At 72.8% G+C, this 20,280-nt stretch carries 16 protein-coding genes; 11 read left to right on the forward strand and 5 right to left on the reverse strand.

What is annotated here, in order from left to right:
• The first annotated feature begins 347 nt into the window (after positions 1–347).
• From JF597_RS23530 to JF597_RS23575, 10 genes are all read left to right on the forward strand, one after another.
• The gene (locus JF597_RS23530) at positions 348–1,625 is read left to right on the forward strand and encodes an MFS transporter (protein ID WP_293998039.1); all 1,278 of its coding nucleotides are present in this window, start codon (positions 348–350) and stop codon (positions 1,623–1,625) included.
• A 123-nt stretch (positions 1,626–1,748) separates the two neighbouring features.
• Complete coding sequence (locus JF597_RS23535) at positions 1,749–2,504, forward strand: SDR family oxidoreductase (protein ID WP_293998041.1); 756 nt, start codon at positions 1,749–1,751, stop codon at positions 2,502–2,504.
• A 42-nt stretch (positions 2,505–2,546) separates the two neighbouring features.
• A complete protein-coding gene (locus tag JF597_RS23540) occupies positions 2,547–2,849 on the forward strand; it encodes a YciI family protein (protein ID WP_293998044.1) in 303 nt (100 codons plus the stop codon).
• Between the two features lie 100 nt (positions 2,850–2,949).
• Positions 2,950–4,293, forward strand: a complete 1,344-nt coding sequence (locus JF597_RS23545; RefSeq protein WP_293998046.1) for a PLP-dependent aminotransferase family protein — start codon at positions 2,950–2,952, stop codon at positions 4,291–4,293.
• On the forward strand, positions 4,290–5,555 hold the full coding sequence (locus JF597_RS23550) for an ATP-grasp domain-containing protein (protein ID WP_293998048.1): 1,266 nt from the start codon (positions 4,290–4,292) through the stop codon (positions 5,553–5,555). The genes JF597_RS23545 and JF597_RS23550 overlap by 4 nt, the downstream gene beginning before the upstream one ends.
• 109 nt (positions 5,556–5,664) lie before the next feature.
• Positions 5,665–6,774, forward strand: coding sequence for an LLM class flavin-dependent oxidoreductase (locus JF597_RS23555; RefSeq protein WP_293998051.1), 1,110 nt, complete (start codon positions 5,665–5,667; stop codon positions 6,772–6,774).
• 111 nt (positions 6,775–6,885) lie between these two features.
• The gene (locus JF597_RS23560) at positions 6,886–7,362 is read left to right on the forward strand and encodes a flavin reductase family protein (RefSeq protein ID WP_293998054.1); all 477 of its coding nucleotides are present in this window, start codon (positions 6,886–6,888) and stop codon (positions 7,360–7,362) included.
• 624 nt (positions 7,363–7,986) lie between these two features.
• Positions 7,987–8,943: a ScbA/BarX family gamma-butyrolactone biosynthesis protein gene (locus tag JF597_RS23565; RefSeq protein ID WP_293998057.1), complete on the forward strand. Its 957-nt coding sequence runs from the start codon at positions 7,987–7,989 to the stop codon at positions 8,941–8,943.
• Positions 8,944–9,076: 133 nt separating this feature from the next.
• Complete coding sequence (locus tag JF597_RS23570) at positions 9,077–10,045, forward strand: chlorophyllase (RefSeq protein WP_293998060.1); 969 nt, start codon at positions 9,077–9,079, stop codon at positions 10,043–10,045.
• A gap of 157 nt (positions 10,046–10,202) precedes the next feature.
• The gene (locus JF597_RS23575) at positions 10,203–11,336 is read left to right on the forward strand and encodes a helix-turn-helix domain-containing protein (protein WP_293998062.1); all 1,134 of its coding nucleotides are present in this window, start codon (positions 10,203–10,205) and stop codon (positions 11,334–11,336) included.
• A 61-nt stretch (positions 11,337–11,397) separates the two neighbouring features.
• Here JF597_RS23575 and JF597_RS23580 read toward each other — a convergent pair whose 3' ends face one another.
• The 5 genes from JF597_RS23580 to JF597_RS23605 all read right to left on the reverse strand — a co-directional run bounded on the left by JF597_RS23580 (position 11,398) and on the right by JF597_RS23605 (position 17,750).
• Complete coding sequence (locus JF597_RS23580) at positions 11,398–12,147, reverse strand: D-Ala-D-Ala carboxypeptidase family metallohydrolase (RefSeq protein WP_293998064.1); 750 nt, start codon at positions 12,145–12,147, stop codon at positions 11,398–11,400.
• Between the two features lie 37 nt (positions 12,148–12,184).
• Positions 12,185–12,619, reverse strand: a complete 435-nt coding sequence (locus tag JF597_RS23585) for a hypothetical protein (RefSeq protein WP_293998067.1) — start codon at positions 12,617–12,619, stop codon at positions 12,185–12,187.
• A 24-nt stretch (positions 12,620–12,643) separates the two neighbouring features.
• Entirely contained in the window at positions 12,644–14,380 is a 1,737-nt protein-coding gene (locus tag JF597_RS55650) for a GH25 family lysozyme (RefSeq protein ID WP_366916442.1), read from the reverse strand.
• Positions 14,381–14,563: 183 nt separating this feature from the next.
• Positions 14,564–17,356: a tetratricopeptide repeat protein gene (locus JF597_RS23600; protein WP_293998070.1), complete on the reverse strand. Its 2,793-nt coding sequence runs from the start codon at positions 17,354–17,356 to the stop codon at positions 14,564–14,566.
• Complete coding sequence (locus JF597_RS23605; protein ID WP_293998073.1) at positions 17,343–17,750, reverse strand: hypothetical protein; 408 nt, start codon at positions 17,748–17,750, stop codon at positions 17,343–17,345. Before JF597_RS23605 ends, JF597_RS23600 begins: the two co-directional genes overlap by 14 nt.
• A 577-nt stretch (positions 17,751–18,327) precedes the next feature.
• Between JF597_RS23605 and JF597_RS23610 the strand changes: the two genes are divergently transcribed.
• Positions 18,328–20,211: a hypothetical protein gene (locus JF597_RS23610; RefSeq protein WP_293998076.1), complete on the forward strand. Its 1,884-nt coding sequence runs from the start codon at positions 18,328–18,330 to the stop codon at positions 20,209–20,211.
• The last annotated feature ends 69 nt before the right edge of the window (positions 20,212–20,280 follow it).

Genomic DNA, 20,280 nt, shown 5'->3' on the forward strand with positions numbered 1-20,280 from the left:
GGCGGTACGGCGCCGGCCCGGAGCGCCGGAGGGCCGGGCCGGGGCACGGAAACCCCCGCGCGGGCCGCCGCACACCCGCCGCGGCCACCCGCGGTCCCGGCCGCCCCGCTCTCCCCGCGCCCGTCACCCGTTCCGCTCAACGGCACAGCGGGCGACAGACCACCGTCCCCTCAGCAGGCTGTGCTCGTGGGCCGGGGCGTCATCCGCACAGCACCGGGTGCGCCGCCGCTCCGGGGTCGCGAAGGAGGACCCATGGACTCGTTCGCGACGCGTCAAGGGGACGGCGGGAACACCCGCACTCCCCGCGGCACCGTCCCCCACCTCTCCGACACGACGGGATGCTCCTGATGGCCCTTCCGAAAGCGTTCTGGCTGCTGTGGTTCGGGCAGACCGCCGGCCGGCTCGGGACGCTCGCCCCCGCCTTCCTCGTCCTCTACCTGGAGCAGGACGGCCGCGTCGCCCCCGGCACCACCCCGCTCGTCGTCGGGCTCTTCGGCGCGGGAGTCGTGCTGTCCGGTCTGGTGGGAGGGGCGGTCGCCGACCTGATCGGGCCGCGCCGGACCATCGTCGCCGCCCAGCCGGTGACCGCCGTGATGGCCCTGCTGTTCGGCGTCGCCGACCACGTCGCCGCGCTGTGCGCGCTGTCGCTGGTCACCGGGTTCCTGTCGGCGGTGGACCGGCCGGCCGGGGCCGGGCTGATCTCCGCGATCGTCCCCCAGGAGCAGTTCTCGAAGGCGTACAGCCTCTTCCTGGTCGGCTTCAACATCGGGATGTCGCTGAGCCCGGTCGTCTCGGGGTTCCTCCTCGAAGTCAGCCCCGGCGCCCTGTTCGTGGTCTGGGCGGTCTCCAGCCTCGTCTACGCGGCCCTGGTCTTCGCGGTGCCCGCCGACCCGCCGCCCGCGCGGGACGCCGACCGGCCCGCCGGGGCCGCGGCCGCCCTGAAGTCGGCCGCGCGCGGCATCGCCGAACCCTTCCGCACCCCCGTCCTGGTCGCCTTCCTCCTGCTGACCTTCCTGCTGGCCTGCATCTATCTCCAGGTCAACTCCGCGCTCCCGCTGGACATGCGGGACAGCGGGCTGACCACCAGGGGCATCGGGTTCGTGTTCGCCGTCAACGCCGTACTGTCGGTCCTGCTGCTGCCGCTCGTGCCCCGCCTGGTCGGCCGGCTGCGCGCCCACGTGCCGCTGGTCCTGGCCGCCGGGCTCATGGCCCTCGGCTTCGGCGCCAACGCCCTCGCCGACGGCATGGTGACCTTCACCCTCGCCACCGTCCTGTGGACACTCGGCGAGGTGCTGTGGGCCCCCATGTCCGCGACCTTCATCGCCGACCGGGCCCCCGCCGGACGCAGCAGCACCTACCAGGGCTCGTACTTCTTCGCCTGGAACGCCGCGTTCGTCGTCGGCAGCCCCGCAGGACTGGCCTTCGCCCAGGCCCACGGCTACGGACCGCTGTGGCTGTCCGTCCTCGGCCTGGGCCTGGCCGTGGCACTCGGCTTCGCCGTCCTGCCGAGGCTGACCGGGTTCGCGGCCGACGCCGCCGCCGGATCCGAGTCCGGGTCCGGGTCCGACGCCGTCCCGCCGGGCGCCGTCCAGTCCCGGGCCGTCCCCACAAGCGACCTCCGCTGAACAGATCCCGACCACACAGACCCCGACGACACAGACCCCGACCACACAGTCCCCGACGACACAGACCCCGACCACACAGTCCCCGACGACACAGACCCCGCCACACAGACAAGGTGATCCCACATGTCCGCACGCACTCCCCGCACCGCACTCCTCGTCGGAGCCGCCGGCGGCATCCTCACGGAGGTCTCGCGCAAGCTCGCCGAGGAGGGCCACACGCTCGTCCTGTTCGACCGGGACGCGGAGGCCGTGGGCCGGCTCGCAACGGAGCTGGGGCAGATCACGAAGGTCGAGGCCGTCGTCGGTGACATCACCGACATCCCGGCTGCGGAACGCCAACTGACCGACATCGTCGACCGGTTCGCCCCGTCGATCCTCGTCAACGGCGTCGGCGGCGACACCCGGGTCATCGGCTACGCCGACCTCACCACCGGCCATTTCGACCAGTCTTTCCTGGAGAACGTGGTCAGCAGCTGGATAGCGGTCAAGGTGTGCGCCCCGCGCATGGCCGCCGACGGCTACGGCCGCATCGTCAACTTCGCCTCGGCGGGCGGCCGTACGTACAGCCACTTCAACAACGCCGCGTACGTCGGGGCCAAGGCCGCCGTCATCGGCATGACCAAGCAGATGGCGTACGAGCTCGCCCCGACCGGGGTCGTCGTCAACGTCGTCGCCCACGGTCCCGTCGCCACCGAGCGGGTCGCGGGGGCGTTCGAACGGCGCGACCCGGCGCAGCGGGCGGCCGTCCTGGCCAAGCTGCCGATGGGCCGCTACGGCACCGTCGCCGAGGCCGTCGGCAGCGTGCTCCACCTCTGCTCGGAGAGCGCCGGCTACTCGACGGGATCCGTCATCGACATCAACGGCGGCCTCTACATGTGAGCCCCGCCCCCCAACCCCGAAACCGTGACAACGGAGGTTTCCATGGCGACGTTCGTCGTCGAGTTCGAGTACAACGTCGACCGCGCGGGACGGGAGCACCTGCACCCCGCCCACACCGACTACCTGCGGGCCCTCACCGACAGCGGCGTCCTGCTGCTCGGCGGGCCGCTCCAGGACACCAACGGCGGTCTGCTGGTCTACGAGGCCGAGGACCGTGACGCGTTGCAGCGGATTCTGGACGCCGAGCCCTACGTCAGGGGCGGCATCGTCCGCCGCATCCGCATCCGGCAGTGGGCCCCCGGCAAGGGTTCCTGGGCCGCGGGGCGGTCCCGGGCGGCGGCCTGAGCCTGCGGGTCTTCCGCCCCCGCCGACCTCACCCTTCCCAGGGGCTGCCTCCCAGACCCCCGCATTCGCGAAGTGACCTTCCCCGAAAGGACCGACTGACGTGCTTCTGACGCCAGTGCCGCAAGCCGCCACACCTCTGCGCCGTGAAGAGCTGCACGCCGGCATCGTCGATCCGGACATGGACTCGATGCGCCTGCTCAGCGAGACGGCGATGAGGTTCCCCGAAGCGTTGTCGTTCTCGTCGGGCGCGCCCCACGACGGCACCCACGACCTCGCGAGGCTCTCCTACTACGTCGACCGTTACATCGCGCATCTGCGGGAGAAGGGGGTGCCCGAACAGCGCATCACCCGGCTGCACTTCCAGTACGGACCCGTCAACGGGTTCATCCAGGAGGAAGTCGCGCGGATGCTCGCCAAGGACGAGGACATCGTTGTCTCGCCCGAGGCCGTCATGATCACGCACGGTTTCCAGGAGGCGGCGCTGGTCGCCCTGCGGGGGCTGTTCCGGTCACCCGACGACGTGCTGCTGTCCGTGTCCCCGGCGTACGTCGGCATCCGCGGGGCCGCCCGCATGCTGGACATCCCGGTCAAGGGCGTCACCGAGGGGCCCAACGGGCTCGAACCGGAGGCCGTGGCCGCCGCGGTGCGCGCCGTGCGCGCCGAGGGCAAGCGGCCTGCCGCGCTCTATCTGGTCCCCGACTTCTCCAACCCGTCCGGCACGGTCGTACCGCTCCAGGTGCGGCGGCGGCTGCTCGCGCTGGCCGCCGAGGAGGGGTTCACCATCCTGGAGGACAACCCGTACGGGTTGTTCGCGAGCGACGAGGAGCGGCTGCCCACGCTGAAGTCGCTCGACACCCGGGGGGACGTCGTCTACCTCGGTTCCTTCGCCAAGTCCGCGTTCCCCGGCGCCCGGCTCGGCTACCTGGTCGGCGACCGCGAGGTGGTCGGCGAGGACGGCGTCCGGCGCACCCTCGCCCAGGAACTCTCCAAGGCCAAGGCGATGTTCACGGTGGGCTCGTCGTCGCTCTCCCAGGCGGCGATCGGCGGCATCCTCGTCGACGCCGGCCACGACCTGCGCTCCGCCACCCGCGATCTGGCCGCCGTCTACCAGAAGCGGCTCGCGGCCACCCTCGACGCCCTCGCCGTGCACTTCCCGCCCGAGCGGTACGCCGAGCACGGGGTGCGCTGGAACCGGCCGCGCGGCGGCTTCTTCCTCGTCGTCGAGGTGCCCTTCGAGGCCGACCTGGCCGCCATGGAACGGTCGGCCCGCGACTACGGCGTCAGCTGGGCGCCGATGAGCATGTTCCACCTCGAAGGCGGCGGCGAACGCGCCGTGCGCCTCGGCTTCAGCAACCTCACCCCCGCCGCGATCCGCGAGGGCGTCGCCCGCCTGGCCCGCTTCATCGAGGACGAGTCCACGTCCACCCCGGAGGCCGTCTCATGACCAGCACACCCACCCGTCCCGTCGCCGTGGTCGTCGACGGCTACTCCGCCGGCAACTTCTACCCCGCCGCCTTCGCCGCGTACGGCACGGACGTCGTCCACGTCCAGTCCACGCCGGAGCTGATCCCGACGATGGCGCCGCCGGACCTCACCGCGTACACGGAGAACATCGCCGGCCACGGCGACGAGTCCGCGCTCGCCGAGCGGTTGCGCGCCCTTCGCCCGGTGTGCGTGATCGCGGGGCAGGAGTCGTCGGTGCCGCTCGCCGACCGGCTGAGCGAGGCGGTCGGCGTCCCCTCCAACGGCTCGGCGCTGTCGCCGGCCCGCCGGGACAAGTACGAGATGATCGAGACGCTGCGCCGGGCCGGAGTGCGCTGCGCACGGCAGTTCAAGACCGACGACCCGGACGCCGCGGTGAACTGGGCTGAGGAACACGGCAGTTACCCGGTGGTCGTCAAGCCGCTCAGCTCGGCGGCCTCCGACGGTGTCGTCGTCTGTGACGGCCCCGCCGCGGTGCGCGCCGCCGCCCGGGCCGTGCTCGACGCACCGAACATGTTCGGCCTCGCCAACACCGAGATCCTCGTGCAGTCCTATCTCAAGGGCACCGAGTACATCGTCGACACGGTCAGCTGCGGCGGCGAACGGTACGTCTGCGGCGTCTGGGAGTACGAGAAGACGCTGCTGCCGTCCGGCAAGAACATCTACAACCGCGACCTCCTCGCCGACCCGGACGACGACCCGGTGGTCGCGGCGCTCACCGGGTACGTCGACGAGGTCCTCGCCGCGCTCGGCGTCGCCTGGGGACCCGCCCACGCCGAGGTCATCGTCACCGACGAGGGCCCCGTCCTGGTGGAGATCGGCACCCGACTCAACGGCAACATCAACGCCCCCTTCCACGACCTGTGCCTCGGCCACAACCAGGCCGCGCTCACCGCGCAGGCGTACACCCGGCCCGACGAGTTCCGCGCCGAGCGCGCCGGCCGGACGTACGCCCGGCTGCAGCCCGCCGTCGTCTACAACACCCCGACCGAGCTGGACGGTGTCGTGGAGTCCGTCGACGAGACGGCCGTCGCGGAGATCCGGTCCCTGGAGAGCGTGTTCTTCGCGGCCGTCAAGTTCGGTCCCGGCGCCCGCATCAAGCCCACGGTCGACCTGCTGACCAGCTCCCTGCGGGTGTTCCTCACCGCACCGGACGAGGCGGCCCTGGCGGCCGACTACGAGAAGGTCCGCTCGCTGAAGGACGCGGTGTACCGCGTCGCCTGACCGGCGCCCGTCTCCTTCTCGCCCTCCTCTCGCCCTGTTCTCTCCCTCCTCTCTTCCTCGCGCTTCCCGCGCACGACTCACGTCCCGTCACTTCCCGGAGGCTTCTGTCATGCACAGCCGTATCGGTCTCTTCCTGTCCCCCGTCCACGAGACCGGCCAGGACCCGCACCTGGCGATCCGCCGTAACCTGGACCTCGTCGAGTACGTCGACGACCTCAACTTCGACGAGGCGTGGTTCGGCGAGCACCACACCCTGGGCTGGGGGCTCGTCGGGGCACCCGAGACGCTGATAGCCGCCGCCTCGCAGCGCACCACCCAGATCAAGCTGGCCCACGGTGTCGTACCGCTCTCCGGCCACCACCCCTTCCACGTGGCGAGCCGGGCCGTCCACCTCGACCACCTCACCCGCGGCCGCTACATCCTGGGCGTCGGCCCGGGCGTGCCCTTCGACGCGAAGATGTTCGGCCTGGAGCAGCCGGTGCAGCGCCGCCGCCTGGAGGAGGCCCTGCCGACCGTCCTGGAACTCGTCAACGGCGACGAGCGGATCACCCAGCAGACCGACTGGTTCGACCTGCGCGACGCCAAGCTCCAGTTGCCCCGGTTCAGCCCGCAGGGCATCGAGGTCGCCGTCGCCACCTCCGGGACCTCGCAGTCCAGCCCGCGCCTGATCGGCCGGTACGGGCTGAGCATGACGTCGTTCGCGCTCCCCTTCGCCCTGCTCACGCCGGGCGCGCCGGCCCACATCAACCTCGCCCACCAGTGGAAGTACGCGGAGGAGGCCGCCGCCGAGCACGGGCAGACCCTGGACCGCGACAAGTGGCGCATCGCGCTGCCGGTGCACGTGGCCGAGACCCGCGAGGAGGCGTACGCGGACGTCCGCGAGGGGTACGACCGCTGGCTGTTCGAGTACTTCGGCAAGGCGGCCGGGCGTGACGTCCTCAGCCCCGATGTGCCGCGCGAGAAGGCGCTGGAGGCGCGGGTCGAGGCGGGCGGTGCGCTCGTCGGCTCGGTGGACGACGTGGTGGCCGGCATCGAGCGGCTCCACGAGATCACCGGCGGCTTCGGCACGCTGCTCGTCTACGTCGCCGACTGGACGTCCTGGGAGAAGACCAACCGCAGCATGCAACTGCTGGCCCGGCACGTCGCGCCGCGCATCACCGGTTCGGCGGCGCGACCGCAGGAGGCGGTGGACTTCGCGATCGCCGCCCGCGGGAAGTAGGCGGGCCGACGGGCCCGACGAGGCAGGCGCGTCTCTCACGTCACTCACGTCGCGTCCGGCCGGGCCGTCTCGCCGGCCCGGCCGGGCATCCCACCCGATCGGAAAGAACTCATGCTGGAGCAACGCTCGTTCCGCGACATACTCGGCCGGTTCACCACAGGAGTGGTCCTGGTCACCGCAGACACGACCGAGGGCCCCAAGGGCATGGCCGTGAACTCCTTCACCTCCGTCTCGCTGACCCCGCCGCTGGTCGCCCTGTGCGCCGCGGACACCTCCTCCACCTGGCCGGCCATCCGCGACACCGGTTCCTTCGCGGTGACGATCCTCGGCGACCGGCACGCGGAACTCTGCCGCCTGTTCAGCACGAAGGGCGCCGACCGCTTCGCCGCCGGCGACTGGTCGACGACCCGTGCCGGGCACCCCATTCCGGCCGACGGCCTCGCCTGGCTGGACTGCCGCATCACCACGGTCCACCCGGCGGGCGACCACGAACTGGTCGTCGCCGAGGCGCTGGAGGGTTCCCTGAGCGAACAGGCGGACCCCCTGGTGTTCCACGCCGGCCGCTTCACGGCCCTGGCAGTGGCCTGAGCCGCACGAACACCGACGCGACCAGGGTCGTCCGCCCCGGCTGCCCGGTGCAGGTCACCTGCCCACCCGCCCGGCCCTGGGCCCCGGCCCACACCCCGCCCGACTCCCACCGAGCTGACCCAGCGGCCGGCCCTGGGTCTGGTTCAGGTTCTGGTTTTTGGTCGGGGGTCCGGTTCGGGTTCTGGTTTTCGCCGGGGGGCCGGTTCGGGTTCTGGTTTTCGCCGGGGGGCCGGCTCAGGCCCTGGTCTTCGCCCGGGGTCCGGTCGGGTCCTGGTGCTCGCCGGGGGGCCGGTTCAGGGCTGGACGGTCCGGTTCGGATTCGTCGTGGTGTGGTGGCCCGGCGGCCGGGGGCGGTCCCCGCTGCGGTCCGGAGACCGACCTCGCCCCGGCCCGGCGGCCCGGTGCGGTTCCGGTCTCGGAACGGCGGTCCGGGGATCCGGCGGCGCCCGGCGATCCGGGTCGGTGCGGGACCCGGCCGACGGCCGCCCGGCACCGCCCGGCTCCTCCCGTCCACTGGGCCGAGGTCACTGGCGTCCTCGACCCGCCCCGCCCCGCCCCGACCCGCCCCGGTCCGGCCCGCCCGGCAGGGCATCCGCGTCGTCGCCCACGAGAAAGGCAACCTGCGTGTCCCTCACCGATCCCACACTCACCGTGCCTCTGCCGCCGGATGCCATGGACGAGGCCGATCTCCGCTTCGTGCGGACCGCCCCACGCCATCTCGTCGACCGCAGCGCGGTGGCCGAGGTGCTGATCACGGACTGGCGGCGGCTGGGCCCCGACGCCTTCCGGCTGGGCGCGCAGTGGCCGCGCGGGCACCATTTCTACGTGCCCATCGCCGGTGCCTGGTACGACCCCCTGCTCGCCGCGGAGTCACTGCGGCAGGCGTCCGTCCTGGTCGGACAGACGTACTACGGTGTCCCGGCGGACCACGACTTCACCATCGCGGAACTGGAGTTCGAGGTGGTGCCGGGTGCCATTCTGCTCGGCCCCCGCCCCGCCGAAGTGCGTCTCGACGTCGCCGCGACCGACCTGCGGCATCACCACGGCACCCCGACCGCGCTCACGCTCGAGGCCGACCTGCTGCGCGGCGGCGACTTCGCCGGTGCCGGACGGCTGACCCTGCACACGAAGGCGCCCCGCGACCCCGCCGCAGGGGAGGGCGGCGGGTACCCGCCCCTGCCCGACCCCGTCCCGCCGGCGATCGTGGGGCGGCTCGACGAACGCGACGTCGTCCTCGGCGTCCCCGGCTCCGCCGGCGCCCGCCGTGGGCTGGCCTGGGACCTGCGGATCGATCCCGGCCACCCGGTGCTCTTCGACCATCCCACCGACGAAATCCCCGGGATGGTCCTCCTGGAGGCGGCCCGCCAGGCCGTCCAGGCGGCCTGCGCCCCGTACCGTGTCCTCCCGGTGGAACTGCGCAGCGCCTTCCATTTCCCCTTGAGCCTGTCCGCTCCCTGCCGCATCTCCGCGACCCGGCTCCCCGCCCAGGACGCGAGCGAGGACGCCGCCGTCCGCGTCACCGCCTGGCAGTCCGGCCGCCTGGCCTTCGACAGCCTGGTGGTGGCGAGCCTGTGCGACTGAGGACGAGCCACCACCCGGCGGCACGCGGGCCGTCCGGCGTCGCTTGACAAAGCGGGACGCTGTTCCGGATAGTAATCGGGACAGCGTTCCGTTTCGCTTGCCCGCGGTCGGACGCAGAAGGGAACCGCTCACCATGAGTGCATCCACCGACCTCTCCGCCGGCTCCGGCGCGCCCGCGCCCACCCCCGTCCTGTCGTACAGCCCGCTGACCCTGTCCGTGCCCGGGCGGCCCGTGGACCTCCAGGTCCGTGTCTCCGTGCCCGCGACCGGGACCGGCCTGCCCGTCGTGCTGCTCTCCCACGGGCACGGCGGCTCCCACCACCTCTCCTCGCTGAACGGCTACGCACCCCTCGCCAACCTCTGGGCGGCCGCCGGATTCGCCGTCGTCCAGCCCACCCACCTCAGCTCCCGGACCCTGGCCCGGCAGCTCGCCGACGCGCCGGGCGGCCCCTTCTTCTGGCGTTCACGCGCCGAGGACATGAGCCGCGTGCTCGACCGGCTCGACGAGATCGAGAAGACCGTGCCCCAGCTCGCCGGGCGCCTCGACCACGACCGCATCGCGGTCGCCGGGCACTCCCTCGGTGGCCACACGGCGAGCCTCCTGCTCGGCGCCCGGACCACCGACCCCGACACCGGGGCGGAAGTGGACCTGCGCGAACCCCGGATCAAGGCGGGCGTGCTGCTGGCCGCACCCGGCAGGGGCGGCGACGTCCTCAACGGGTGGATGGCCGACAAGGTGCCGTTCTTCCACGGCACCGACTTCTCCACGATGACCGCGCCCACCCTGGTCGTCGCCGGCGACAAGGACGACTCCCCGCACTTCACCGACATCGGCCCCGGCTGGCACGCCGACCCGTACCACCTCGCCCCCGCCCCCAAGACCCTGCTCACCCTCTTCGGTGCCGAGCACCTGCTCGGCGGCATATCGGGATACGACGCCGACGAAACCACCGACGAGAACCCCGAGCGCGTCGCCGCCCTCGGCCACCTCACTTCCGCCTACCTGCGCACCCAGCTCCGGTCCGACCCCTACGCGTGGCAGGCGGCGTGCGAGGCGCTGACGACGGGGACCGCTCCGGCCGGCCGGGTCGAGTGCAAGTAGGCCGCCCGGGAGTGGCGCTTTTTTTGATGACTTGTCAAATTCCTTTACTGAAAAGGTCATTGGCGGTCGCATGAGGGCAACGGAACGACGTACGCGCTCCTTTCCCGCGGTGTAGCTTCTACCCGTCAGTAGAGGCTTGAGCAACGGGGGACGACGCGTGGTTGCCTCTCCGCATACCGAGAAATTCGCCGCCCGTCTTCGGATGCTGAAGGACCGCAGCGGCCGGGGATACGACCGCCTCGGCAAGGAAGCGGGCGTCAGCGGATCCAGCCTGCATCGGTACTGCTCCGGCGTCAGCGTCCCGGTGGACTACCGCGTGGTGCACGCCTTCGCCAAGGTGTGCGGCGCCGGCGCGGAGGAACTCCGGGAACTCCACCGGCTGTGGGCTCTGGCGGACACCGAGCGGGATGCGCCGACCGCGACCGCCGGGACGGGCGTGCCGGAAGGTGCGCAGGAAAACGCGCAGGAAAGCGCACCGGAAGACGCGCCGGAAAGCGTGCAGGGCAGTGCCGTACCGGATGACGTCACCCCGGCGGAGACCGGCGTCACCGCGGCGGAGGCCGGGCGGCCGCGGCGGTTCCGGGTGCCCGAGAAGCTGTCCCCGCGTGTCGCGGTCCTGGCCGCCGTGGTCGCGGTGGTGCTGGTGGCCGGCTTCGTGTGGCTGCCCGGCAGCTCTCCTGACGGTGCCGCGCCGGCGTCCGGTGACAGGCTGCTGGACTCCGCGGCGTGCAAGACCGTGAGCATGGGACAGCACGACGCCTGTGTGCGCGAGGTACAGACCCTGCTGACGCGGGCGAAGGGCAAGCTCGCCGTCGACGGCGACTTCGGGCCGGAGACCCTGCGCAGAGTGACCGCGTTCCAGGTGCTGGCGGGGCTGCCGGCCACCAACGTGGTCGACGACGCCACCAAGAAGGCTCTGTACGCGCGGCGGGTGACCATGACGACCTGGCCGGCGGACAGGGTGGCGAAGCGGATCCGCGAGGTGTTCGTCGAGGATCCCGGCACCGCCGTGGCCGTCGCCCGCTGCGCGTCGTTCCTCGACCCGCTGTACGTACTGCCGAACACCAACGGCAGCCGCAACTGGGGCGTCTTCCAGATCTCCGACGCCCGGCTGCGGGACCTCGACGGCACCCCGCTGCGGGCGTTCGACCCGGACTGGAACATCCGGGCGGCCCACCGGCTGTGGAGCGTCCGGCACGACTTCCACGACTGGCCCTCCTGCGAGGCGGCGCTGAAGAGCACACCCGGCAGCACACCCGACAGCACAGCGAAGGGCACACCGGCGGGCTGAAGCCCGGAGCTCCGAGTACCGAAGCGGCGGTACCCGGAGCTCCGCTCCCCCGAGAGCGGCGTCAGACCGTGCCGTCCTCCCACCACCAGTCACGGCCGAGGTCGGCCCGGCTGTCGACGTGCTGGTGGTCGACGGTGTACGTCTCCAGCCCGGAGAACCCGCAGGTCTCCGCCTTCTGGTAGACGGTCTTGGTGGCCACCCCGGGCACGTCGAGGTCGGCCGCGGTGCCGTACAGGTGCATGCTGTCGCTGGCCCCGCCGATCTCGGCGTTGTGCGCGATGCTGCGGAAGCCGGAGTTGACCGTGATCGGCTTGTCGCCCAGCTTCTTGCGCAGCGCCTCCAGCTTGTACATGCAGCGGCGGACGTTCTCCTTCACCTGGGAGGCGCTCAGCTTGCCACCGTTGAAGGTGCCGTCCGACTGGTTCACGAACTCGCTCCAGTTGAAGTGGAGCGTGGAGCCGTCCGACTGCTCCAGGGAGTTGAGCTTCGCCTGGGTGTTGGGTCCGACACTGGCGTCGGCGGTGAGACCGTACGCCGTCTGGAAGCGGCGCACGGCCGCCGCCGTACCGGAGCCGAAGTCACCGTCGATGCTCACCCGGCTGTGGCCGGCGCTGTCCGCCGCCCAGCCCGCTATCCGGATCTGGAGTTCGGTCACGTCGGCGCCGGTGGCGCCCTGGGTCAGGGTGCGCGACCACGAATAGGCCTGGGCGGTGCCCGAGAACAGCAGCTGGCCGAAGGCGATGCCGGCACCGGCGGCCAGCGTGCCGCGCAGCATGGTGCGGCGGTCCAGGGGACGGGAGGAGGAGGTCATGGTCGTCCTTTCGAATGTGGATCCGAATGCGAAGAGGTCAGTAGGCGATCTGGAACGTCACGTTCTGCGCGTCGATGTCGTAGGCGTGCACACGCAGGACGAAGTGGGTGCCGTCCTTGACGTCGGTGGCGACGGTTCCCCACTCGGTACCGTGCGTGGTGTAGGCGTCACCGTTGTTGCACTTGCTGGTGTGGTCGACGAACACCACGCAAGCGTCCAGGTACACGCCCGGCTCGTCCGTGATGAGCCGCAGGTTGATGTCGTTGCACCGCGAGGACGTGGTGTAGGTGCCGTACTCCTTGGCGGCCGCCTGGTAGTGGTATGTCAGGGTCTTCGCGCCGCCGTAGCAGCTGGTGGCCGCGGCCGTGGCGGTCGAGGCGGCCGACGTCTGCGCCGAGGCGGGCGCGACGCCCACGCCCAGCAGGGCGGCCGCGGTGCACAGGGCCGAGGCGAGGGTTCTGTTGCGGATCATGGTGGTCTCCGTACGGCCGGCGGGTCAGAAGGCGATCTGCAGGACGGCGTCGTCGCCCTCCAGGGGCACGCCGTTGGGCACCGTGAACTTGGTGCCGTCCAGGACGTCGGTGGCGATGGTCGTCCAGCTGCGGCCGACCTTGGTCCAGCGGTTGCAGGTACCGGTCTTCGCGAACTTCACGCAGGCGTTCACGTAGTCCGCGGTGCCGCCGGTGACGCGCATGTTGATGTCGTTGCAGCGGCTGGTGGTCCAGTAGGGGCCGAAGTCGACGACGTCCCCGTAGCGCACCGTCACCGCCCCGCCGTAGCAGGTCGTCGCGGCCGCGGTCACCGACGCCGCGGTGGACAGGCCGGTGGACAGGCCGGTGGACAGGCCGGTGGCGAGACCGGTGGTGAGACCGGTGGTGCGGTTGGCCAGCCGGTCCAGGTCGGCCTGGGTGCCGTTGAAGACGTCCGCGGTCGCCGGGGCCTTGATGCCCGGGAACAGCGCGGCGTCGGTGTACTGCCACATCGTCCAGGTCGAAGAGCCGGCCGGCAGCGGCGGCTGGGTGATCGACTGGCGGTAGTCCGCGAGTTGCAGCGGATACCGGGCGAAGGCGGTGGTCGAGCCGAGGCAGTCGTCCAGGAAGGACTTCTGGGTGTAGATGATCGGAGTGCGGCCGAAGGCCGCCTCCACCTTGTCGAGCCAGGCCTTGGCGTCGGCCACCGTGCCGTAGGTCGGGCAGCGTCCGGTGCCGTCGTCCATCCGCTCCAGGTCGAACACCGGCGGCAGGTCGCCCGCGCGCTGCCCGGTGTAGCCGGTCGCCCGCACCGCGGCGATGAACCGGTCGGCCTGCGCGCCGCCCGTGTCGGGCGCGGTGCCCGTGTAGAAGTGGTACGGCGCGACGGCGAGTCCGGCCGCCCTGGCCGCCGGCAGGTCGGTGGCGAGGTACTCGTCGGTGACGTTCAGGCCGCGGGTGGCCTTGATCGTCGCGAACTCGACGTCCGAGGCCCGTACGGCCTTCCAGTCGATCGGCGCGCCGCCCGGGTGCTGGTACTTGGCCGTGTCCAGGCCGTCGACCGGGTGGCCGGCCGGGCGCGGCGGCGCGCAGTACGTGTTGCGGCCGGACCAGTCGACCAGCTTCGCCCAGGTGTTGGGGCCGACGACGCCGTCGGCGCTGAGGCCCGCGCAGTGCTGGAGCTCGACGACCCGGCCCGCGGTGCCGCCCCCGAAGTCACCGTCGATCGTGAGCGGCGGGTAGTGGAACGGCTCCATGGCCAGGTTCAGCCGGCACTGCAGTTCCTCCACCTCGACGCCGTTCGCGCCCTGGCGCAGGGTCGGGCGCGTGTCGGTGTGACCGCACACGGCCGCCTGCGCCGTGGCCGACGTGCCCTGCGTCGCGCAGGTGTGCGGCTGTGCGGCCCAGGTGTTCAGCGCGGCCCAGGTCTGCGGCCCGAGCACACCGTCCACGCTCAGCCCGGCACACGCCTGGAACTCCTTGACCCGCGTCTCCGTCGCCGGACCGAACGAGCCGTCCGCCGCGATCGGCGTGTACCGGCTCGGCTTCGTCGCGAGATCGAGTTCGCACTGCGCCTCGACCGTCGGGTCCCCCGTGGATCCCCGCTGGAGCGTGGGCTGTTCGCTCGTGTGCCCGCAGACCGCGACCGCGGTGGCGGTGGTGGTCGCCGCGGACTGCGCCGCGTGCACCGCCGTGGGTCCGTACAGGGGCAGGACCGCTGCCACGGCGAGGGTCAGGCCCCGCAGTAGCGTCCTCCGTCCCATCTGTGTTCCCCCTCTGTGAGTGGCCGGGAACTCCCGGCGGGGCACATGCTGGCAGCGCCCGCCCCGAACCCCGGCCCCCTCGCCCCGGATCGGGACGCCGGGACGGTCGCACGCCGGTGACCTGCGGGGACGGAGTGCCGCTGGGACGGGCGTGGGATACGGCGGGATGTGACGGGCTGCGGCTCAGGCGGTCGGACGGCGGTACCGGTTCCGCAGGGCGGTGCGGACCGGGCCCGGACGGAGGGAGGCCTTCGCCAGGTGGAAGAGAGCATCGTTGAACTGCTCCGCTTCCTGGTCGTCCCGCCGCACGATCCCGAACGCGCTCGTCAACGACCAGAACATGTCGGTGACGCGCCATGCCTGCCGTTGCGCGGTGGCGACGGCCAACAGGATCACGCTCTCCCGGCCGCGCGGGTCGTTCTCCGGCAGGCCGGACAGCACCCAGTGGTACGCGGCCATGGTCCGCTCGGCCCGTGGCGCGTCCCGGACCGGCAGGCCCAGGCCGCCCAGTGCCCTCCGCTCGCACCAGGTGTCCTCCAGTTCGCGGTAGCGGCCGATCGCCGCGGCGGAGGCTTCCAGGGCCCGCGACCGCCGGCGCCCGCTGCGCAGTGTCGTCGCGAGGCGTTCCAGTGCCTCGGCCTCCTTGTGCAGGTCACCGCGGGCCTGGAACAGCGCGATCTCCCGTTCGTGCACCTCGGCGGCCTCGGTGAACCGGCCGGCCGCGCACAGGGCGCTGCCCAGGTCGCGGAGTACGCCGGTCAACTGGGTCTCCTCGTCGCGCTCCTCGTGGATGGCCGCCGCCCTGCGGTGGGCCGTGACGGCCTCGTCGTACCGGCCGAGCCGCTGGAGCCGGTCGGCCAGGGCTCTCAGGGCCAGGGCCTCCAGCGGGCGGTCGCAGACCTTGTGGCAGATGGCGACGACCTTCTCGTAGTTGTCCACCGCCTCCTCCGGGTCCATGTCGCTCACCGTCCACAGGTGCTGCATGGCGATGGCCTGGTGGTGTTCGTCGCCGCGCTCCTGGTAGACGGCGAGGGCGCGGCGGTAGGCGGCGACGGCGTCGTCCGACCTCTTCAACGCGAGCAGCGTGTCCCCGAGCCCGAGGAGGTTGAGGCCCTCGGCATGCCAGTCACCGGTCTCGGTGAAGTGCCGTACGGCCTCGGTGAGCAGGCCGGCGGCCTCCTCGTGCTCCTGGCGGTCGCGCAGCGTGTCGGCAAGGCCCACGAGCGCCCTGCCGATCAAGTCCCGGTCGCCGAGTTCCTCGCAGAGGGCCAGGCTCTCGGTATGGGCCTTGACGGCCTCCTCGAACCGCTCGGCACGGCGCAGCGAGGTGCCGAGCACGTGCAGCGCCGTGATCTGGCGCTTCCGGTCGGCGCGGCCCCGTGCGACGTCCAGGCTCCTGGCGGCGGCCTCCACCGCATCGGGCAGTCGTCCGCAGTCGCCGAGGGCCTGGCTGAGGTGTTCCAGGGCGGTGGCCTCACAGCAGGTGTGGCCGATCGCGCGGGCGCTGTCGACGGCGTGCTGCGCGGCGGTCACCGCCTCGCCGGCGTACGTGCGCCGTTCCAGCAGGAACAGACGTATGTGCTCCTCCAGGTCCAGCACCGCATGCGGGTGCCCGGTGGCCGCGGCCCGGGTGACGAGGGCCACCAGGTTCGCCCGTTCCGCCTCCAGCCACTGCATGGCGTGCGCACGGTCCGGGAAGTCACCCGGCAGGGGCCCGTCGTCGTGGGTGTGCCGATGCGCGTCGGCCGCGCGTGCGAGCTTCCCGCAGTGCGCCAGCAGCCGGGTGAACGCGGCGTCCCGCCACTTGGCGCTGTCCTTCTCGACCAGCGCGGCCGCGTAGACGCGGAGCAGGTCGTGCATCCGCCAGCGACCCGAGCGCACCGGCTGCTCCGCCAGCAGTCCGGCGCGGGCGAGCGCGGCCAGGGAGTCCCGGGTCCGCCCCCGGGACCGGCCCGCGAGTGCCGCGGCGGCGTCCGTGCCGATGTCCGGGCCGGGGCTGAGGGCGAGTTGCCGGAACAGCTGGCGGTGGTGCGGTGGCAGCCGCTGGTACGAGAGGCGGAACGCCGCCTGGACCGCCGTCGTGTGCCCGCCGTCCTCGAAGCTCAGCACGTCGAGGCGGGTCCGGGCGTCGGCCAGGTCGGCGGCGAGGGCGGCGATGGACCGGCCCGCGTCGGTGGTGAGCAGGCAGGCGGCGATCCGCAGGGCGAGCGGATGGTGGCCGCAGTGTCCGGCGAGCTCGGCCAGCGCGTCGGCCTCCCGCCGCGGACGCGGATCGTCGGGCCGGGCGTGCCGCAGCGCCTCGGCGATCAGGTCGGCGGCGCCCTGCGGGGTCAGCTCGTCCAGGCCGATCAGCCGCGGCTGGAAGGCGGGGCTGGTGAGCAGGTGACGGGAGGTCACCAGCAGCCGGTGCGCGGAGCGGGCGGGTACGAGCCGCTCGATCTGTGCGGCGTCGGCGGCGTCGTCGGCGATGAGCAGGACCGCCCTGTCCTCGTCGGCGAGCCGGTTCAGCGCGGCCTGGCAAAGTCCCGTCTGTTCGTCCGGCGTCCTCGCGTCCTCCACGCACAGCGCCCGTGCCAGCGCGCCGACCGCCTCGTCCGCGCCGACCGGTCCGGCCGGGTCGTAGCCCCGCAGGTGCAGGAAGACCGCGCCGCCCGGGAACCAGCCCCGGGCCACGGCCCGGTGGGCGACATGGAGGGCCAGGGCGGTCTTGCCGATGCCGGGGAGCCCGGACAGCAACGAGACGACGGCGTCGGGCCGGCCGCGGGACACGGGGGCGAGCAGCGCCAGTACGGCCTCGGCCTCCTTCTCCCGGCCGGCCAGGAGTGTCGGCTCCGCCGGGAGGTGCAGCACCGGTGACCGGTCCGCGGCGCCGGACGCGCAGACGTGGTTCCCGCTGCCGCTGATCTGGATGACGTGGCCGTGCCCGGAGGCTGCGGCGGCCTGTGCCTGCGCGGCCCTGCGCCTACCGGTCACCACGCCCGGGACCTGCTGTGCCGTCGTCCCCGCCGACCTGGGTGACCCGGGCCCTGCCCGCCGCCCTGACGCGCTGGGCCAGCCTTCCGGGGCGTTCCGCGGGAGCGCCGGGCCCGGGGTGCCGGTGCCCCGCGACCTGGGTGACCCGGGCGTCGTCCGCTGCCGTGACGGCCTGCCGTACGGCCCCGGCTCCCTCGGCCCCCGCCCCCGCCCACCACCCGGCCGCCGCCCCGACCAGCGCGGCCACCGTCGTCGCGAACGCCGTCGCCACCACCCACCGGTCGGCCTCCGCGCGGGGCAGAAACCCGAACGACGCGGTCCGAGCCGCCCACAGACAGCCCACGAACGAACCGGCCCCCACGCACACCGCCACAACCCAACGCCCTGCGCGTTGCATGCGTCCCCCCTTGCCTCGACGCGTGCTGCCAGAGGTACAGCCGGGAACGCCCCATCGGGGGCAGAACATGGAAAGCGACGACAGAGGCGTCTTCTTGGGGTATATCGCCTGTGGGTGCGGGTGACTGGTCTTGGCAGGGCGGGTGGCTGGTGCGGGTGCGGGTGCGGGTGCGGGCGGTGGCGGTGGCGGGATGGTGGGTGGGGGATGGCTGGGTGGCGGTGAGAGGTGGGGGATGGCTGGGTGGCGGTGAGGGGTGGGGGATGGCTGGGTGGTGGCTGCGCGGTGGTGGTAGGGGATGGCTGGACGATGGTGGTGGCGGCGGTGGTAGGGGATGGCTGGACGATGGTGGGGGATGGCCGCCGTGGTCGGCTGCGGCGGCGTCGTGGCCGGGCGCGCAGTTCCCCGCGGACCCGCGGACGACCGCGGCGGGTACGGCGGTGCGGGGTGGCGGCGAGGCCCGCCTGACCCCAACCGTCCTTGCCGCCGCGGCGGTTCGCAGGCGTGATCTCCCTCTCCCTCGGGTAGCAACGTCCTGCTTCGCAGCCGCGTGCGGGAACGTGTGGAGGGGGATCACAGGGTGTCGGACGACGACCCGCCGGACGGCTGGGAGGCGCACGAGCGCCGGCTGTGGGAGGCGTACCGGCGGGGCGAGTGGTGCGAGGACGTGCCGGAGGTGCGGGCCGAGACCCTGCGGTGGCTGCTCGTCGCCGCGCCGCGCCCGGTGCCCGGGCGGCTGGCCCGGCTCCGGCTCCGCGGCGCCCGGATCACCGGCACCCTCGACCTGGCCGAGGCGGCCGTCCAGGGCGCGATCCGCCTGGACTCGTGCCGCTTCGACGACGTGCCCTGTTTCGACGGCGGGCAGTTCGGTGTCCTGCAGTTGAAGGACTGTGCCCTGCCGGGGCTGAGCGCGGCCGGGGCGCGGGTGGGCCAGGAGTGCGAGTTCGTGGGCTGCACCCTCGACGGCACCCTGGACCTCCGTTCCCTGACCGTCGGTACGCGCCTGCTGCTCGACCGCTCGACGGTGCACGCGCCCGACGGCGCCGCGGCGGTTTACGCGCAGTCGCTCGCCGTCGAGGAGCACTTCTCGGCGACCGGACTGGTGTGCACCGGCCCGGTCCGGCTCATGAGCTCCCGGGTGCAGGACACCCTCGGCTTCCGCGGTGCCCGGCTGCAGGGCGACCGGGCCTGCCTCCAGGCTCCGGAACTGACCGTGGGCGGCGGCCTCTACCTCGACCGGGGGTTCTCCAGCGACGGGGGCATCAACCTTTACGGCGCCTCGATAGGCGGTTCGCTGCATCTGGAGGACGCCACCCTGACCGGCCCCGACGCACCGGGCGACCCCGCCCTGCAACTGCTCTGCGCCTCGGTCGGCGGCGACATACAGGCCGGCTCGGGGCTCGCCGTGCGGGGGAGCGTCGACATGCGGGACACCGCGGTGCGGGGCAGCGTGGTGCTGCGGCGGGCCCAACTGCACCATCCGGCCGGCACCGCGCTCAGGGCCCACCGGCTGCATGTCGGCGGCGACCTCGACTGCCGGGACGGCTTCGTCGCGGAGGGCACCGTGGACCTCTGCGACGCCCGGGTCGGCGGGTCGGCCCTCTTCGAGGGCGCTGAGCTGACCGGCCGTGACGGGGCCGCCGCCCTGCGGGCCAACGGCATCGAGGTGGGTGCGGAGTTCAACTGCTGCGACGGGCTCACCGCGCACGGCCGGATCTCCCTCAGCAGCATCACCGTACGGGCCCGGCTCTGTTTCGAGAACGCCCTGCTGGACGTCCCGGCGGGGGAGCGGGCCCTGATCTGCCGGCGCTCCGCAGCCGCCGAGCTGACCCTGAAGCCCCGCGAGGCACCGCACGGCATCGTGGACCTCAGCCACACCAGGATCGGCGTGCTCCGCGACGACCCCGCCGGCTGGCCCCGCTCGCTGGTCCTGGAGGGCCTCGCCTACGACAGCACCAAGCCGGCGCTGCCCGGGCACCGCCGGCTGACCTGGCTCGACCGCGACCCGGCCGGCTTCGCACCGCAGCCCTACGAGCAACTGGCCGCCAACTACCGGCGCCACGGCCGGGACGCCGACGCCCGTCTCGTCCTGCTCGCCAAACAGCGCCGCAGGCGGGCCACCCTGGCCTGGCCGGCCCGGATCTGGAGCCTCCTCCAGGACCTCACCGTGGGCTACGGGTACCGGCCGCTGCGCGCGGTGCTGCTGCTCGCCGTCTTCTTCACCGTCGGCACCGTGCTGTTCGCGGCCTGGCCGCCGCTTCCGTACGGCGACGGCACGCCCCCGGACTTCCAGCCGGCCGTGTACACCCTCGACCTGCTGCTTCCGGTGGTCGACTTCGGCCAGGAGCGGTCGTACAGCTCCCACGGCGCCATGCAGTGGGCGGTGGTCGTCCTGGTCAGCGTGGGCTGGGTCCTCGCGTCCACGGTCGTGGCGGGGGCCAACCGGGTCCTGCGCAGGTCCTGAGCCCCTCGGGGCCGAGCGCCCCGGCCGGCCCTCCGTGAGCACGGTGGGAACAACGGGGCAACCATGGCC

This window comes from Streptomyces sp., from assembly GCF_019510245.1.
Lineage (GTDB): Bacteria > Actinomycetota > Actinomycetes > Streptomycetales > Streptomycetaceae > Streptomyces.

Excerpts from the sequence above, each read along its gene's own strand:
- JF597_RS23530 (WP_293998039.1), top strand. The coding sequence starts at position 348 with ATGGCCCTTCCGAAAGCGTTCTGGCTGCTGTGGTTCGGGCAGACCGCC.
- JF597_RS23535 (WP_293998041.1), top strand. The coding sequence starts at position 1,749 with ATGTCCGCACGCACTCCCCGCACCGCACTCCTCGTCGGAGCCGCCGGC.
- JF597_RS23540 (WP_293998044.1), top strand. The coding sequence starts at position 2,547 with ATGGCGACGTTCGTCGTCGAGTTCGAGTACAACGTCGACCGCGCGGGA.
- JF597_RS23550 (WP_293998048.1), top strand. The coding sequence starts at position 4,290 with ATGACCAGCACACCCACCCGTCCCGTCGCCGTGGTCGTCGACGGCTAC.
- JF597_RS23555 (WP_293998051.1), top strand. The coding sequence starts at position 5,665 with ATGCACAGCCGTATCGGTCTCTTCCTGTCCCCCGTCCACGAGACCGGC.
- JF597_RS23560 (WP_293998054.1), top strand. The coding sequence starts at position 6,886 with ATGCTGGAGCAACGCTCGTTCCGCGACATACTCGGCCGGTTCACCACA.
- JF597_RS23570 (WP_293998060.1), top strand. The coding sequence starts at position 9,077 with ATGAGTGCATCCACCGACCTCTCCGCCGGCTCCGGCGCGCCCGCGCCC.
- JF597_RS23580 (WP_293998064.1), bottom strand. The coding sequence starts at position 12,147 with ATGACCTCCTCCTCCCGTCCCCTGGACCGCCGCACCATGCTGCGCGGC.
- JF597_RS23585 (WP_293998067.1), bottom strand. The coding sequence starts at position 12,619 with ATGATCCGCAACAGAACCCTCGCCTCGGCCCTGTGCACCGCGGCCGCC.
- JF597_RS55650 (WP_366916442.1), bottom strand. The coding sequence starts at position 14,380 with ATGGGACGGAGGACGCTACTGCGGGGCCTGACCCTCGCCGTGGCAGCG.
- JF597_RS23605 (WP_293998073.1), bottom strand. The coding sequence starts at position 17,750 with ATGCAACGCGCAGGGCGTTGGGTTGTGGCGGTGTGCGTGGGGGCCGGT.